This is a genomic window from Pseudomonas sp. B40(2017) (assembly GCF_002112855.1).
GTDB lineage: Bacteria > Pseudomonadota > Gammaproteobacteria > Pseudomonadales > Pseudomonadaceae > Aquipseudomonas > Aquipseudomonas pharyngis.
This window is the reverse complement of record NZ_NEIT01000004.1, coordinates 370,417-386,518: the sequence shown is the minus strand read 5'-3', so window position 1 is coordinate 386,518 and position 16,102 is coordinate 370,417. Positions and strand designations below refer to the sequence as shown.

Annotated in this window: 17 protein-coding genes; 9 read left to right on the top strand and 8 right to left on the bottom strand. The window is 62.1% G+C overall.

Translation table 11 applies throughout. From position 1 onward, the window contains the following. Positions 1 to 108: 108 nt before the first annotated feature. Together CAF76_RS12510 and CAF76_RS12505 are read right to left on the bottom strand one after the other, a co-directional pair. Positions 109 to 1,533: a sensor histidine kinase gene (locus CAF76_RS12510; RefSeq protein WP_085647392.1), complete on the bottom strand. Its 1,425-nt coding sequence runs from the start codon at positions 1,531 to 1,533 to the stop codon at positions 109 to 111. Next, positions 1,520 to 2,242 (bottom strand): response regulator transcription factor, encoded by a 723-nt coding sequence (locus CAF76_RS12505; RefSeq protein ID WP_085647390.1) that lies wholly within the window; start codon positions 2,240 to 2,242, stop codon positions 1,520 to 1,522. Before CAF76_RS12505 ends, CAF76_RS12510 begins: the two co-directional genes overlap by 14 nt. 216 nt (positions 2,243 to 2,458) lie before the next feature. Between CAF76_RS12505 and CAF76_RS12500 the strand changes: the two genes are divergently transcribed. Further along, positions 2,459 to 5,212, top strand: a complete 2,754-nt coding sequence (locus tag CAF76_RS12500; protein WP_085647617.1) for a response regulator — start codon at positions 2,459 to 2,461, stop codon at positions 5,210 to 5,212. Positions 5,213 to 5,295: 83 nt separating this feature from the next. After that, positions 5,296 to 6,285 (top strand): 2-hydroxyacid dehydrogenase, encoded by a 990-nt coding sequence (locus CAF76_RS12495; RefSeq protein ID WP_085647388.1) that lies wholly within the window; start codon positions 5,296 to 5,298, stop codon positions 6,283 to 6,285. A 10-nt stretch (positions 6,286 to 6,295) separates the two neighbouring features. Here CAF76_RS12495 and CAF76_RS12490 read toward each other — a convergent pair whose 3' ends face one another. Then, on the bottom strand, positions 6,296 to 6,736 hold the full coding sequence (locus tag CAF76_RS12490; RefSeq protein WP_064598651.1) for a hypothetical protein: 441 nt from the start codon (positions 6,734 to 6,736) through the stop codon (positions 6,296 to 6,298). Positions 6,737 to 6,869: 133 nt separating this feature from the next. Here CAF76_RS12490 and CAF76_RS12485 point away from each other — a divergent pair, with 133 nt between their 5' ends. Then, complete coding sequence (locus CAF76_RS12485; protein ID WP_085610706.1) at positions 6,870 to 7,304, top strand: hypothetical protein; 435 nt, start codon at positions 6,870 to 6,872, stop codon at positions 7,302 to 7,304. Next, positions 7,304 to 7,708, top strand: coding sequence for an META domain-containing protein (locus tag CAF76_RS12480; RefSeq protein WP_039772881.1), 405 nt, complete (start codon positions 7,304 to 7,306; stop codon positions 7,706 to 7,708). The genes CAF76_RS12485 and CAF76_RS12480 overlap by 1 nt, the downstream gene beginning before the upstream one ends. A gap of 156 nt (positions 7,709 to 7,864) precedes the next feature. Here CAF76_RS12480 and CAF76_RS12475 read toward each other — a convergent pair whose 3' ends face one another. Then, on the bottom strand, positions 7,865 to 8,332 hold the full coding sequence (locus CAF76_RS12475) for a TlpA disulfide reductase family protein (protein WP_064598655.1): 468 nt from the start codon (positions 8,330 to 8,332) through the stop codon (positions 7,865 to 7,867). A gap of 114 nt (positions 8,333 to 8,446) precedes the next feature. Here CAF76_RS12475 and arsC point away from each other — a divergent pair, with 114 nt between their 5' ends. Genes arsC through CAF76_RS12460 form a run of 3 tightly spaced genes read left to right on the top strand, consistent with a single transcriptional unit; the run spans position 8,447 to position 9,820 of the window. After that, entirely contained in the window at positions 8,447 to 8,800 is a 354-nt protein-coding gene (arsC, locus tag CAF76_RS12470; protein WP_085610708.1) for an arsenate reductase (glutaredoxin), read from the top strand. Continuing rightward, positions 8,797 to 9,393, top strand: a complete 597-nt coding sequence (wrbA, locus tag CAF76_RS12465) for an NAD(P)H:quinone oxidoreductase (RefSeq protein ID WP_085647386.1) — start codon at positions 8,797 to 8,799, stop codon at positions 9,391 to 9,393. Before arsC ends, wrbA begins: the two co-directional genes overlap by 4 nt. A gap of 1 nt (position 9,394) precedes the next feature. Next, positions 9,395 to 9,820, top strand: a complete 426-nt coding sequence (locus CAF76_RS12460) for a DUF2069 domain-containing protein (protein ID WP_011335491.1) — start codon at positions 9,395 to 9,397, stop codon at positions 9,818 to 9,820. Between the two features lie 81 nt (positions 9,821 to 9,901). On the opposite strand, the gene CAF76_RS12455 is transcribed toward CAF76_RS12460, so the two are convergent. Continuing rightward, positions 9,902 to 10,576: a DNA-3-methyladenine glycosylase I gene (locus tag CAF76_RS12455; RefSeq protein ID WP_039772888.1), complete on the bottom strand. Its 675-nt coding sequence runs from the start codon at positions 10,574 to 10,576 to the stop codon at positions 9,902 to 9,904. Between the two features lie 132 nt (positions 10,577 to 10,708). Beyond that, a complete protein-coding gene (gene ttcA, locus CAF76_RS12450; protein WP_085647384.1) occupies positions 10,709 to 11,533 on the bottom strand; it encodes a tRNA 2-thiocytidine(32) synthetase TtcA in 825 nt (274 codons plus the stop codon). Between the two features lie 289 nt (positions 11,534 to 11,822). On the opposite strand from ttcA, the gene CAF76_RS12445 reads away from it, so the two are divergent. Both CAF76_RS12445 and CAF76_RS12440 read left to right on the top strand, forming a co-directional pair. Next, entirely contained in the window at positions 11,823 to 12,425 is a 603-nt protein-coding gene (locus tag CAF76_RS12445) for a Yip1 family protein (protein WP_007957761.1), read from the top strand. Positions 12,426 to 12,585: 160 nt separating this feature from the next. After that, on the top strand, positions 12,586 to 13,080 hold the full coding sequence (locus tag CAF76_RS12440) for a SprT family zinc-dependent metalloprotease (RefSeq protein ID WP_007957760.1): 495 nt from the start codon (positions 12,586 to 12,588) through the stop codon (positions 13,078 to 13,080). A gap of 149 nt (positions 13,081 to 13,229) precedes the next feature. Here CAF76_RS12440 and CAF76_RS12435 read toward each other — a convergent pair whose 3' ends face one another. After that, positions 13,230 to 14,411 (bottom strand): CaiB/BaiF CoA-transferase family protein, encoded by a 1,182-nt coding sequence (locus CAF76_RS12435; protein ID WP_085647382.1) that lies wholly within the window; start codon positions 14,409 to 14,411, stop codon positions 13,230 to 13,232. A 145-nt stretch (positions 14,412 to 14,556) separates the two neighbouring features. Continuing rightward, positions 14,557 to 15,891: a dicarboxylate/amino acid:cation symporter gene (locus CAF76_RS12430; protein WP_039772890.1), complete on the bottom strand. Its 1,335-nt coding sequence runs from the start codon at positions 15,889 to 15,891 to the stop codon at positions 14,557 to 14,559. Positions 15,892 to 16,102: the final 211 nt, after the last annotated feature.

Genomic DNA, 16,102 nt, shown 5'->3' with positions numbered 1-16,102 from the left:
TATCACGCAAAGTGTGGTGCTTATGGTTTCTTGGAATAAGCAATAAAAGTCGCGCCAGTGGTGCGACTTTTAAATAGTGTCAGCAGCGCTGACACTTTCTTGTGCAGCTCAAACGATCTGCGGGCGGCCCATGTCCACTGTGGCAGCTGGCTTGCCAGCGAAGACGTCGGGACTGACAGCACTGTCATCCGCCACCAACCGCAGATTCAGTCGCAATCCCGACGGGCCGTTCTCAGCCCACAGGGTTCCGCCCTGGCGTTGCACCGCGTTCCTCGCGATGCTCAGGCCCAGACCAAATCCACCGTCCCCCGGCCGCGAGCCGTCGAGTCGGATGAAGGGCGAGAAGATCCGCTCAAGGTCCGCTTCGGCCACGCCGCCGCCCTCGTCCTCCAGCCACAGGTGCCAGTAATCGCCATCCCGTCGACCGTCGAGCCGCACGATGCCGCCCGGTGGCGAATGTCGAATCGCATTACGCAGAATGTTTTCCAGTGCCTGGGCCAGGGTGTTGAGATTGCCGCGTACCCAGCATGAGGCTTCCACCCCGCACTGCAACTGCCCCATCGGACAGCAGCTTTCGTAGCAGGCGTTTTCCGTGAGCATTTCCCACAGTGCCTGAATCTGGATCGCTTCGTCCGGCAACGGCGCGCGTTCGGTGTCGAGCCAGGCCAGTTGCAGAGTGTCTTCCACCAGCCGCTGCATCACGTCGACTTCGCGACCGATACGTTCGCGCAGCGGTTGCAGCTGCTGCTCGCTTTCGCTGGCGACCCGCAACCGACTCAGGGGCGTGCGCAGTTCGTGGGACAGGTCGCGCAACAGTTGCTGTTGCAGGGCCACGGTGGATTGCAGGCGTTCGGACATCGAGTCGAAAGCACGGGCCAGTTCGCCAAGCTCATCGGGCCGCTGGGTGATGCCGCTCGACAACCGCACATTCAATTGATCGGCACGCCACGCATTGGCCTGCTCGCGCAGATTGTTCAGCGGCACCACGAGCAGGCGATACAGGCCGACGCACAGCAGCAAGGTGAACAGACCTGGAATCACCCCGTTGGTGATGACGCGCCAGAACACCCGGTATTTGCCCGGCAGAAATCGCTCGGGCAACTCGATCACCAGACTGCCGGCGGTCGGGTCTGTGGGAAATGGAACCCGCAGCCACGGCCGGCCCTTTTTGTGAATCGGCCAGTCAAGGCCGCGCAGGAAGGTCAGGCGTTGAAGCTCTTGAGCGTTCAACGGCTGGCTGCCCAGCGACTGCAGGTTGCCGCCGATCACGCCGACCCAGCCGGCTTCGCGCAACTCCATGCTCTGTAAAAAGCTATCGATGCCATCGCGCCCGCCCTGCTGCCACGCGCGCTCGGCCTCGGCGGCATAACGGCTCAACGTGCGACGGGCGTCGTCGGAGAGGAACTGGTTGCGCTGCTCCATGTACCGGCCCCAGGACCAGCTCAGCCAGATCATCAACAGACAGAACGCCACCAACAGGCAGGCGAGTTTCCAGAACAGCGAGTGCCGGCCCGGCAGGTCAGACACTTTCATCGATGGCACTCAGGACGTAACCCTTGCCCCACACCGTGCGCACTTCCCGCTCGGTGTAGCCGACTGACTTGAGTTTGCGGCGGATCTGGCTGATGTGCATGTCGAGGCTGCGGTCGTGGGCCGCATAGCCGCGTTGCAGAACGTGCTGATAAAGGAAGGCCTTGCTCAGCACTTCCTCGTCGTTGCGGTTGAGGGTTTCCAGCAGACGGTATTCGCTGCGGGTCAGGCCGGCCGGTTGATTACGGTAGAACACATCGCACTGCTCGTCGTCGAAACGCAGCCCGCTGGCCGGCATCACCGGGGCGGCGACAGCCGGGCGCCGGTCGAGCGCGACGCGCCGCAGGATCGCCTCGATGCGCACATGTAACTCGGCCATGCTGAAAGGTTTGGGCAGGTAGTCATCGGCGCCGAGGCGGAAACCGCTGATACGGTCGGCCTCGGCACCCAGCGCCGACATCAGCAGCACCGGGGTGGAATGGCTCTGACGCAGTTGAGTCAGGACATTCAATCCATCCAGCCCCGGCAACAGAATATCCATCAACACCACATCGAACGGCTGGCGCCGGGCAATGCTCAGGCCTTCGCTGCCGTTCTGGCACCAGGTCACCTGGAAGCCGCTGCGGCCCAGTTGTTCATGGACATAGGCACCGAGGACGGGATCGTCTTCGATGGAAAGAATGCGGGGTTGGCCAATAGAGACAGGAGTCATGACTATCTGCAAATAATTCTCAGTTGGGCGATTATTCAAGATTGCCCGGCGCCCGGCAACCCAAGCTTGACCTGTCGGACAGATGACCGGCCTGCGAGCGAACAATGACGACATCATTTTTCCCAAGATTGCCCGCAAGCAAATCGCTACACTGCGCCGATACCGCGTGCCGGACGCACGTGTGAGTCAACGATCAGCGGGATGCAGGAGAAAGGCGTGCTCAAGAAACTGGGAATCAAAGGTCGCGTATTGTTGCTGACCCTGTTGCCGACCAGCCTGATGGCACTGGTGCTGGGCGGGTACTTCACCTGGACGCAGCAATCCGACCTGCAAGCTCAACTGATGCAGCGCGGCGAAATGATCGCCGAGCAACTGGCTCCGCTGGTGGCACCGGCCATGGGCCACGGCGATGCCGAACTGCTCGAGCGCATCGCCACCCAGTCCCTCGAACAACCAGACGTGCGCGCCGTGACCTTCCTCGCGCCCGATCGCTCTCCCCTCGCCCACGCCGGCCCGACCATGCTCAACCAGGCGCCGAGCGGTGACAGCGCGCACCTGCTGCGACGCAGCGGCAACGATGCCACCCGCTATCTGCTGCCGGTCTTCGGCAAACACCGCAACCTCGCCGGCGAGCTGATCCCGCAAGAATCCGACCGCCTGCTCGGCTGGGTTGAACTGGAACTGTCGCACAACGGCATGTTGTTGCGCGGCTACCGAAGCCTGTTCGCCAGTCTGTTGCTGATCGGCGCGGGTCTGGCCGGCGCCGCGTTGCTGGCCTTGCGCATGGGCCGCACGATCAACCGCCCGCTGAGCCAGATCAAACAGGCCGTCGCCCAGCTCAAGGACGGTCATCTGGAAACCCGCCTGCCACCGCTGGGCAGTCAGGAACTGGATGAACTGGCGTCCGGCATCAACCGCATGGCCGGCACCCTGCAGAACGCCCGCGAAGAATTGCAGCACAGCGTCGATCAGGCCACCGAAGACGTGCGCCAGAACCTGGAAACCATCGAGATCCAGAACATCGAGCTGGACCTGGCCCGCAAGGAAGCGCTGGAAGCGAGCCGGATCAAATCCGAATTCCTCGCCAACATGAGCCACGAAATCCGCACGCCGCTCAACGGCATTCTCGGTTTCACCCACCTGTTGCAGAAAAGCGAGCTGACCCCGCGCCAGCTCGACTACCTGGGCACCATCGAAAAGTCCGCCGACAGCCTGCTGGGGATCATCAACGAGATCCTCGATTTCTCGAAGATCGAGGCCGGCAAACTGGTGCTCGACCATATTCCGTTCAACCTGCGCGACCTGTTGCAGGACACCCTGACCATCCTCGCCCCCGCCGCCCACGCCAAGCAGCTGGAACTGGTGAGTCTGGTGTACCGCGATACGCCGCTGTCGCTGGTCGGCGATCCACTGCGGCTTAAGCAGATCCTGACCAACCTTGTGAGTAACGCGATCAAGTTCACCCGCGAAGGCACCATCGTCGCCCGCGCCATGCTCGAAGAAGAAAACGACGACAGCGTGCAGTTGCGCATCAGCATTCAGGACACTGGCATCGGCCTGTCGAACCAGGATGTGCGCGCGTTGTTCCAGGCTTTCAGCCAGGCCGACAATTCGCTGTCGCGCCAACCCGGTGGCACCGGCCTGGGGCTGGTGATTTCCAAGCGCCTGATCGAACAGATGGGCGGCGAAATCGGCGTCGACAGCACCCCGGGTGAAGGTTCGGAATTCTGGATCAGCCTGAACCTGCCCAAGACCCGCGACGATGCCGAAGACCTGCCCGCCGCGCCGTTGCTCGGGCGCCGGGTGGCGGTGCTGGAGAACCATGAACTGGCGCGTCAGGCCCTGCAACATCAGTTGGAAGACTGCGGCCTCGATGTCACGCCGTTCAACACGTTGGAAAGCCTGACCAATGGCGTTACCGGCGCCCATCAGACCGATCAGGCCATCGATCTGGCGGTGCTCGGCATCACCAGTAACGACATGCCGCCGGAGCGCCTCAACCAGCACATCTGGGACCTTGAGCACCTCGGTTGCCGGGTGCTGGTGTTGTGCCCGACCACCGAGCTGACGCTCTATCACCTTTCAGTGCCCAACCCTCACAGTCAGTTGCAATCGAAACCGGCCTGCACCCGCAAACTGCGCCGGGCCTTGTCGGACATGGTCAACCCGCGCCAGCAGCGCAGCGAACCGGGCGAACCGTTGTCGAGCCGCGCGCCGAAAGTGCTGTGCGTCGACGACAACCCGGCCAACCTGTTGCTGGTGCAGACGCTGCTCGAAGACATGGGCGCCAAGGTGCTGGCCGTGGAAAGCGGTTATGCCGCGGTCAAGGCAGTGCAGAACGAAACCTTCGATCTGGTGCTGATGGACGTGCAGATGCCCGGCATGGACGGACGCCAGAGCACCGAAACGATTCGCCAGTGGGAAAGCGAGCGGCACTGCACGCCGCTGCCGATCGTCGCCCTCACCGCCCACGCCATGGCCAATGAAAAACGCGCGCTGCTGCAAAGCGGCATGGACGACTACCTGACCAAGCCGATCAGCGAGCGGCAACTGGCGCAGGTGGTGCTGAAGTGGACGGGCCTTGCGTTGCGCAATCAGGCGCCGGACCGGGGCGGCGAAAGCCTGCTGGGCAATCAGGAACTGCCGATTCTCGATCACGAAGAAGGTTTGCGCCTGGCTGCCGGCAAGGCGGACCTGGCGGCGGACATGCTGGCGATGCTGCTGGCTTCGCTTGAAGCCGACCGCGAAGCCATCCGCACCGCCCGCGACAGTCAGGATCAGAACAGCCTGCTCGAACGGGTGCACCGTCTGCATGGCGCCACGCGTTACTGCGGCGTGCCGCAATTGCGCGCCGCCTGCCAGCGCAGCGAAACCCTGCTCAAGCAGCAGGACCCCAAGGCCTCGACCGCGCTGGACGAGCTGGAACGGGCGATCAATCGTCTGGCGGCCCAGGCGAAGATCAGCGCCTGATCCACGGCAATGCCGGTCAACGCCGACGCGGCTACAGTTGTCGCGGGTGATTTGCGCCCGCGTCGATGCTCCAGGAGGATTTCATGCGCACGATCGTTTTCAGCAGCCAGACCTACGACCGCGACAGTTTCCTCGCCGCCGACTGCCCGGACGGGATCGAACTGCACTTCCAGCCGGCCCGGCTCAGCCTCGATACCGCAGCGCTGGCCGAACATCACGAGGTAGTCTGCGCCTTCATCAACGATGACCTCAGCGCGCCGGTGCTGGAACGTCTGGCGGCCGGCGGCACTCGCCTTATCGCCTTGCGTTCGGCCGGCTACAACCACGTGGATCTGACCGTCGCCAAACGTCTGGGGCTGGCCGTCGTGCGTGTACCAGCCTACTCGCCCCACGCGGTGGCCGAGCATGCGGTGGCGTTGATCCTCGCCCTCAACCGGCGCCTGCATCGCGCCTACAACCGCACCCGCGAAGGCGATTTCAGCCTGCACGGTCTTACCGGTTTCGATCTGGTGGGCAAGACGGTCGGCATCGTCGGCACCGGACAGATCGGCGCGACCTTCGCGAAAATCATGCACGGCTTTGGCTGCGAACTGCTGGCCTACGACCCTTATCCGAATCCCGCCGTCGAAGCGTTAGGCGCGCGCTACCTGAGCCTGCCGGATCTGCTGGCACAGTCGCGGATCATCAGCCTGCACTGCCCGCTCAACGAACAGAGCAGACACCTGATCAACCGCAATTCGCTGGCGCACATGCAACCGGGGGCGATGCTGATCAACACCGGGCGCGGCGGTCTGGTGGACACGCCAGCGCTGATCGACGCCCTGAAGGACAGCCAGCTCGGTTATCTGGGACTGGATGTGTATGAAGAGGAAGCGCAGCTGTTTTTCGAGGACCGTTCCGACCTGCCGCTACAGGACGACGTGCTGGCGCGGCTGCTGACGTTCCCCAATGTGATCGTCACCGCCCATCAGGCGTTCCTGACCCATGAGGCGCTGGGCGCGATTGCCGCGACCACCCTGCACAACATCGCGACCTGGGCGGCGGGTACGCCGCAGAACCAGGTCGAGGGCTGAACGATCGGGCTCAGACCGGAGGCGGCGTCGGGGTAATCGCCACGCACAGGATTAACAGCGCCAGCCAGCCGAACCCCAGTAAACGTTGCTTGAGGGAGTGCCCGTTGCGCAGCAGGAACCAGACAAACACCAGCGGCATCAGAAACGCCATGATCTTCAGCCAGCCTTCCACCGGGCGCGAGCCGTCCGGGTTCAGCACCGGCTCGACCGGCTGCGAACGACGGCGTCGCCCCGCAGCGGCCGGCATGATCTTCGGCCGCTCGGGCGCCGGCGGCGGAACGTAGGCCTCGGGCACTGCCTTGTTGCGCGGCAGGCTGCCAAAGGAAATTGTCGACGTGCCCGTCTGGGCGTGCGAAGCAGGCGCCTCTGCCAGCGGGGCCCCGCAATGAATGCACGCCGTGGCTTCGGAGCTGATGCTCCGCTTGCATTCATAACATTCGATCAGCGCCATGTTCCGTTCCTTGAAAATGAAGGCGGCAGTTTGCCACGACTGCGGTGTCGATTTGAACCGGATCGAAGGTCGCACGCGCGCATCATTCTGCAATCAAGCCCGTGCTAGCATGTCGCGCATATTTGGAGGACCCATGGTCGAACACGATTTCCGCTACACCCTGATGAACCCGCAACACACCCTCACCGAATGCCGCGCCCTGGTTCCGGGCCGTTATCAGGTCACCGGCAACGGTGGCTCGATCCGCATCGGCGACGTGCTGGTCGTAACCCTCAAAGGCAGCAAGGACTTGTCCATGCGCCTGACCGTCGACACCGTCCGCCACCTGATCAACCCGCCGGGTCAATGGACTGCCATGACCACCGGCCCGGTGTTTGGTGAGCTGGCGATCCACACCTGGCAGGTCAATTGCGACAGCTGCGCCAGGGAGCTGAGCTTCGAATTCGCCGTGGACGCCAAATTGGGCAAGCCTGCGGAAAAACCGGCCGCCACCGCACGCATCGCCGAGCTCGGCTGGAAAACCGTTGGCGACAAGCACCTGTGCCCGAAATGCCAGGAGCCGGCGTGATGAAACACCTGGCCCTGACCGCTGTTGTCGGCGCCGGCCTGATGGGTTGCGCCGCGGAGCCTGTGCAACTGCAACAGAACCGCAGCTACATTCTGGAGTGGATCGGCGAGCGACCGCTGATGGACTACAGCCACCTGACCGTGACCCTTGGCGATGATGGCCGGGCGTATGGCAATGGCGGCTGCAACCACTGGTTCGCGCCGTACACTCTGGAAGGCGACAAGCTGAGCTTCGGCAAGATCGGCAAGACCCGCAAACTCTGCGCACCGGCGCTGATGGAGCAGGAGCAACGCTTCCTCCAGGCCCTGGAGCATGTTGAGCGCTGGGACATCTCGCCGATCGAGCAGATGCGCTTCTGGCCGGCTGAAGGCAAGCCATTGCGCTGGTGGCTGGAAGAAGGCTGATCCTTCGAGTCGTTCCCACGCACAGCGCGTGATCGTTCCCACGCTCTGCGTGGTAACGCCGCCCCGGACGCTCCGCGTCCGCTGTGACGCAGAGCGTCACGGGATGCATTCCCACGCGGAGCGTGGGAACGATCAGCGACGATCAGCCAAGGCGAATCAGTTGGTCGCCTGCAACGCCTCAAGCTTCGCCATCACCCCCGCCGCTGTCTGCTCGCCCAGCAACTGTTCCCGCACCTTGCCCTTGTTGTCGATGATGTAGGTCACCGGCAAGGCCTCACTGCGCGGCAGCTCGAACAGTTCCGACGGATCCTGCGCCAGCACCGTGAATTTGATGCCCAGTTTTTCGCTGGCGCTCTTCAGCTCTTCACCCTGCACATTGTCGAAATTGACCCCGAACACGCCGATCTTCTTGCCCTTGAGCTCTTCGGCCAAATGATTGAGTTCCGGGATTTCCGTGCGGCATGGGCCGCACCATTCGGCCCAGTAGTTGAGCACGACCCATTGTTTGTCGAGGCGTTCGGACGCCACTTTCTGCCCGTTCTGGTCGATGCCGTAGTCGTTACCGCAGCCCCCCAGCATCAACGCCCCGATGATCGTCAATGCCGCTGCCAGTGCCCGTGTCATGTCGTGTTCCTTGTGAAAAATTGAATGCGCCTGCGACCCATCGCCTCCCAAGGTTCTGGATTGCGCGCTGCACAGTTAGAATAGCCGCCACTCTACGCAAGAAGCGACCCGCCCATGACCGATCTGACGCTTTATCACAACCCGCGCTGCTCGAAATCCCGCGGTGCGCTCGAACTCCTCGAAGCCCGTGGCCTGACGCCAAACGTGGTGCGCTACCTCGAAACGCCGCTGGACGCCGCGCAGATCAAGGCTTTGCTCGGCAAGCTCGGAATCAGCGCACGGCAACTGCTGCGCACCGGCGAAGACGAATACAAGACCTTGAACCTGGCCGATGCCAGTCTCACCGAGCAGCAATTGATCGAAGCCATCGCGGCACATCCGAAGCTGATGGAGCGACCGATTCTCGAAGCCGGCGACAAAGCCATTATCGGCCGTCCACCGGAGCAGATCCTGGAGCTGCTGCCGTGAGTGCGCCGTACATTCTGGTTCTGTATTACAGCCGCAGCGGCTCGACCAACGAGATGGCCCGGCAGATCGCCCGTGGCGTCGAGCAGGCCGGTCTCGAAGCACGCCTGCGCACCGTGCCGGCGATCTCCACCGAGTGTGAAGCCGTGGCACCGGACATTCCGGATGAAGGCGCGCTGTACGCCACTCTGGATGACCTGAAGAACTGCACCGGTCTTGCCCTCGGCAGCCCGACTCGTTTCGGCAACATGGCCGCGCCGCTCAAGTACTTCCTCGATGGCACCAGCAACCTGTGGCTGACCGGCGCGCTGGTCGGCAAGCCGGCCGGGGTGTTCACCTCCACCGCCAGCCTGCACGGTGGTCAGGAAACCACCCTGCTGTCGATGATGCTGCCGCTGCTGCACCACGGCATGCTGATCACCGGCCTGCCTTACAGCGAATCGGCGCTGCTGGAAACCCAGGGCGGCGGCACGCCTTACGGCGCCAGCCATCACGCTGGGGCCGACGGTAAAAGTGGTCTCGATCCGCACGAAGTGGCGCTGTGCCGCGCCCTCGGTGCACGTCTGGCCAAGACCGCCCAGAAACTGGGGAACTGAGATGGCCAGAAAGCCGAAAGTCCTGCCCGCCGTCGAGTGGCTGGAGCCACGGGTGCGGGCGATGCGGGTGATCAGTCTGCTGTGCTTTTTCGGCCTGGCCGGACTGCTCGCCGCGTATTACCTGGTGTTCGCCGACCTGCACGGCGCGCGGCCGTGGGTGATTCTGCTGATCGAGCTGATCCCGTGGATCGTGCTCGCACCGGGCATGATCATGGGCAGCGCACGCGGGCATTCGTGGATGTGCTTTGTGGTGAACCTGTATTTCATCAAGGGCGCGCTGGCCGCATACGACCCGAGCCGGCAGCTGTTTGGCGTGCTGGAGATGATCGCCAGTCTGGCGGTGTTCTGCTCGGCGTTGCTGTATGTGCGCTGGCGGTATCAGCTGAACCGCAAACTGGCGGGCGAAGGCGAAGTCTCCGTCGCCTGACAGACCGCTATCGCTGGCAAGCCAGCTCCCACAGGTTTCGGGATCATTCCCACACAGAGCGTGGGAACGATCACTCTGAGCTCAATGGTTGACGGTGTAAGCCAGCATCATCGAGATCTGGCTCATCGGCCGTCCGCCACTCTCTTCATGCCACTGGTTGAACGCGTTCTGCACCGTCGCCAGATCCCGCAGGCTGGTGGGTGCCTTGTCGACGATCTTCTGTGCATTCAACGCCGCGACCACGTCGTAGCTCGGCACAAAGGTGTCCTTGCCAACCATCCGCAAAAACCGAGGCGCCGACAGCCCGCCCAATTGATGGCCGTGCTTTTTCAGGTAGGTCCACAAACCGACGATGTCGGTCACCGGCCAGTCGGCCAGCAACGCACCGAAACTGCCCTTCTCTTTCTCGACGTCCAGAATGAACTGCGCATTGCGCGGCACGCTTTTCAGCTTGCCCAGGTGACGGATGATCCGCGCATCCTGCATCAGCCGCTCAAGGTGTTCGGCACTCATCAGCACGACCTTTTCCGGGTCGAACTTGAAGAACACTTCTTCGAAGGCCGGCCACTTGGCGTCCACCAGGCTGTGCTTGAGCCCGGCACGAAACACCCGCAGGGCCATGGTCGAGAGATAACGGTCGTCGCTGATCTTGCGCAGTTGCGCCGGGGTCTTGGGAACGGGCAGATGGGCTTCCAGTTCAGCCGCCGAACCGAAGCGGTTCAGACAGTATTCGTGCAGCCACTTGTAGTCGCGCATGCCCTCTCCTTTTGAATGAAACGAAAAACCAATGTGGGAGCCAGCCTGCTGGCGATAGCGCAGTGTCAGTCACCCATGTCGGGGCTGGCACACCGCAATCGCCAGCAGGCTGGCTCCCACAATGGGTACGGCTTACAGGTTTACGACGTTGACGAAACGCGAAGCGGCGGTCTCGTCGATCTTCAGGCTGGTGAAGTCAAACAGGTTACGGTCGGCCAGTTGCGACGGAATCACGTTCTGCAGGCTGCGGAAAATGCTCTCGGTACGGCCCGGTGTCTTGCGTTCCCAGTCCAACAGCATTTCCTTGACCACCTGACGCTGCAGGTTTTCCTGGGAGCCGCAAAGGTTGCACGGGATGATCGGGAATTGCTTGAAGTCCGAGTAGGCCTGGATGTCTTTCTCGTTGCAGTAGGCCAGCGGACGGATCACCACGTTGCGACCATCGTCGGCGCGCAGTTTCGGCGGCATGGCTTTGAGGCTGCCGTTGAAGAACATGTTGAGGAAGAACGTCTCGACGATGTCGTCGCGATGATGACCGAGGGCCATTTTGGTCGCGCCGATTTCGTCGGCGAAGGTGTACAGCGTGCCGCGACGCAGGCGCGAGCACAGCGAGCAGGTGGTCTTGCCTTCCGGGATCAGTTCCTTGACCACCGAGTACGTGTCCTTCTCGACGATGTGGTACTCGATGCCCAGCTCTTTCAGGTAGGCCGGCAGCACGTGTTCGGGGAAACCCGGCTGCTTCTGGTCCATGTTCACGGCGACAATCTCGAACTTGATCGGTGCAACCTTCTGCAGGTGCATCAGCACGTCGAGCATGGTGTAGCTGTCCTTGCCCCCGGACAGGCAGACCATGACCTTGTCGCCGTCTTCGATCATGTTGAAGTCGGTGACGGCTTCGCCCGCCAGGCGGCGCAGGCGCTTTTGCAGTTTGTTCTGGTTGACCGTAAGAGTGCCCATGACGCGAAATCCGTGAGGTGTGACGAAAGGCGGGCATTTTACGCAAAAACACTTGGCTTGTGGCCACAGGTTGTCGCCCCCTCGAATGCCTGCTTACACAGACCCCGACGCGATTACCCCGAGGTTTTACAGCGCGATTTGCTCTAAGCCCCTATCACCTGTGCGGTTAAGACCTTTCTATACTGCGACATAAGGTCGCACACAATCTGAAGACCTGTATTTGCTCGGCCGCATTGGCCCGTAGGCGCTCCGCTGGGGGGCGATGGCAATAACGAGAGGAGTGACTGGCATGATCCATCACGTAGTGGGACTTTTTACCCACCCCGATCAGGAATGGAAGGAAATCCGTGGCGACCAGGAAGAAAGCATCAGCCACATGTACCTGACGCACACGCTGATCCTGGCGGCGATCCCCGCTGTTTCGGCATTTATCGGCACCACCCAGGTCGGCTGGGTGATCGGCAACCGCGCACCGGTGATGCTCACCGTCGAAAGCGCGTTGTGGATGACGATCATGTCTTATCTGGCAATGCTCGGCGGGGTCGCGGTCATGGGTGCCTTCGTGCACTGGATGGCCCGCACCTATGACGCCAACCCGAGCCTGGCCCGTTGCGTGGCATTTGCCACCTACACCGCGACACCGCTGTTCGTCGGCGGACTGGCGGCGCTCTACCCGCACATGTGGCTGGGGATGATCGTCGGCACGGCGGCCATCTGCTACACGGTGTACCTGTTGTATGTGGGGCTGCCGACCTTCATGAATATTCCGTCCGACGAGGGTTTCCTGTTTTCCAGCTCGGTACTGGCGGTGGGTCTGGTGGTGCTGGTGGCCATCATGGCGTTTACCGTGATCGTCTGGGGACTGGGCGTGGGGCCCGTCTACACCAATTAGCAATCGGTTCATCCCGAGAAAAACAAGATCCGCCAACACAGGCCGCCGCAAGGCGGCCTTCTCGTGCCGGTTGAAAAAGAGCGACGACCATTCGGCAGTTCGACGATTCGCAACGCCCCGGGGTTGCGGCATACTCGACGCCTCTGGAGATCCATCAAGCATGCCCGAGCAACTCAATACCCGCGTCGAAGACTGTTTCCAACTCGCTGAATCCTTTTTCAAACGTCCCTTCAAACGCCCCGTGGTGAGCCTCAAGCTGCGCGGGCAAAAAGCCGGGGTCGCGCATCTGCACGAGAACCTGCTGCGCTTCAATCCGCAGCTGTACCGGGAAAACACCGAGCACTTCCTCAAGCAGACCGTGGCCCACGAAGTCGCGCACCTGATCGCCCATCAACTGTTCGGCGATCGCATCCAGCCCCACGGCGAGGAGTGGCAACTGATCATGCGCGGCGTCTACGAATTGCCACCGGATCGCTGTCACACCTATGAAGTCAAACGCCGCAGCGTGACCCGCTACATCTATAAATGCCCGTGTGCGGACAGCGATTTTCCGTTTTCGGCGCAGCGTCACAGCCTGGTCCGGCAAGGTCGGCGCTATTTGTGCCGGCGCTGTCGCAATACGCTGGTGTTCAGTGGCGAGATGCGGGTCGAATAACCTGGATTTTGTGTTGTCTGGTCGGGCCTCTTCGCGGGCAAGCCCGCTCCCACAGTGTCCGGTGTGTTCACAGCCTCTGTGTACGACACGTAACCTGTGGGAGCGGGCTTGGTCCGGGCGGCGATCCGACGAAGAGGCCGCAACAGGTACTAGAGAACTACCTTTGCCCGCCGCAGTTCGGCAATCCGCTCAGGGCTCAACCCCAACTCCGCCAACACCTGATCCGTATGCTGCCCCAGCGCCGCCCCGACATGTCGCGGCGCCGGCAATGCCTCGGAGAACTTCAGCGGACAGGCGATCTGCGCCTGCGCCGAGCCATCGCCACGGGGCACCTGCGTCACCAGTTCCCGCGCCTGCAATTGAGGATGCCGCACCGCCTCGCCCAGATTCAGCACCGGTTCGACACAGGCATCGATTCCGGCGAACAGCTCGCACAGTTCGGCAAAGTCATGCTTCTCGAACTCGACCTTCAAGGCGTCCTTGAGCGCCCGTTGCTGTTCGGGTTTGAGTGACAGGCCCTGCGCCGCCAGTTCCGGCCGGCCCAGCGCCGCACACAGTTGCTGCATGAAGGCCGGTTCCAGACTGCCCACCGACATCCAGCGCCCGTCGCGAGAGCGGTAGTAATCGTAGAAACTGCCGCCATTGAGCATCTGCTCTTCCCAGCCCGGCTCTTCGCCGCAGGCCAGATACCCGGCTCCGGCCATGGCATTCAGGCTGAACGCGCAGTCGGTCATGCTCACGTCAAGATGGGTGCCCTGCCCGGTTTGCTGACGGGAAATCACCGCCGCCAGCAGACCGATCACCCCGTGCAGCGAGCCGCCCGCGACATCCGCCACCTGCATGCCCAGCGGCAACGGCCCGCTGTCGGCGCGCCCGGTGTAACTGGAGAGCCCGGCCAGTGCCAGATAGTTGATGTCGTGGCCGGCGCGATCCTTGTACGGCCCGGTCTGGCCGTAACCGGAGATCGACACATAAATCAGCTTCGGATTGATCGCCTTCAGCGCCTCGTAACCCAGCCCCAGCCGCTCCATCACTCCGGGGCGAAACTGCTCCAGCACGATGTCGTAATCCGCCAGCAACTGCTTGACCAGCGCCAGCGCCTCGGGCCGCTTGAGGTCCAGCGCCAGGCTGCGCTTGTTGCGGTTGAGATACGCGTGACTGGCCGAGACGCCGTGATCGTGAGGCGGCAACACCCGCACCAGGTCGAGGCGGGTCGGCGATTCGATGCGCAGTACCTCGGCGCCCATGTCCGCTAGCAGCAGCGAGGCGAACGGCCCCGGCAGCAGGGTCGAGAAATCCAGAATCTTCAGTGAGGCCAGCGGTGCAGACATGGGCATTCTCCATCAACGATGCATGCAGCCTAGGCAGCCATCGGCGATGGGGCAATTACCGGATCCATCAGTTGCGCTGACCGTTGCGCTCAAACAGCAGACAAGAAAAAACCCGCCGAAGCGGGTTTTTCCATTCGAGCGATGCTTACTTCACATTGCTCGGGGTCGGGCCTTCGGCCACGCCCAGGTCGTCTTCTTGACGCTCGTCAGAGATACCGCGACCGCCCGAGGCCAGCTCGGATTGCAGCACGTCGGTGTCCAGCTCCTTGACCCACTTGGCCACGACGATAGTCGCTACGGCGTTGCCGACCAGGTTGGTCAGGGCGCGGGCTTCGGACATGAAGCGGTCGATACCGAGGATCAGCGCCAGACCGGCCACCGGCAGGTGACCTACGGCCGACAGGGTGGCCGCCAGTACGATGAAGCCCGAACCGGTCACACCGGCTGCGCCTTTGGAGGACAGCAGCAGCACCAGCAGCAGGGTGATCTGATGGGTGATGTCCATGTGGGTGTCGGTCGCCTGAGCGATGAACACGGCCGCCATGGTCAGGTAGATCGAGGTACCGTCGAGGTTGAACGAGTAGCCGGTCGGGATGACCAGACCTACCACCGATTTCTTCGCGCCCAGACGTTCCATCTTGATCAGCATGCGTGGCAGTGCCGATTCCGACGAGGACGTACCCAGTACGATCAACAGCTCTTCACGGATGTAGCGCACCAGTTTGAACACGCTGAAACCGTGAGCCCGGCAGATCGCACCCAGCACCAGCACGACGAACAGTACGCAGGTGATGTAGAAGCAGATCATCAGCTGACCCAGCTGCACCAGCGAGCCGACACCGTAGGCACCGATGGTGAACGCCATGGCGCCCAGCGCACCGAGTGGCGCCAGTTTCATGATCATGTTGATGATGTTGAACATCACGTGGGCGAAGCGATCGATCATGTCCAGCAGCGGACGACCGTATGAACCCAGGCGATGCAGCGCATAGCCAAAGATCACCGAGAACATCAACACTTGCAGGATGTCACCGGTGGCGAATGCGCCGACGATGGTGTTCGGGATCACGTTGAGGAGGAAGCCAACGATGCTCTGGTCTTTACTGGCCGTCACATAAGTGGCGATTTTCGAGGCGTCCAGGGTGGTGACGTCGATGTGCATGCCGGCGCCCGGCTGCACAACGTTGACCACGACCAGACCGATCAGCAGGGCAATGGTGGAAACGATTTCGAAGTACAGCAGCGCGTAGCCGCCGGTCTTGCCCACGGATTTCATGTTCTGCATGCCGGCGATGCCGCTGACAACGGTACAGAAGATGATCGGCGCAATGACCATTTTGATCAGTTTGATGAACCCGTCACCCAGTGGCTTGAGCGCCACACCGGTCTGTGGGTAGAAGTGACCGAGCAGGATGCCGATGGCGATGGCAACGATCACCTGGAAATACAGGGATTTGTACAGTGGCTGACGAGTCGTCATTGCAAAGTTCCTCAAGAGTCCCGCGTGGCAACATCCATCTGTTGAACGCGACACCTGAATTGCGAACCCTCCTGCACTGGAGGGATTTGTTGTGTCGAACGGCGCTTTTCCGGACCGGCTCGGCGCACGCTTCTGTCGCTCTTATCGCAAACGTCGTGCCACTTTGGTGCAAATCGCTGCAAGCCTTTTGATATCAGGGGATTCGAGTTTT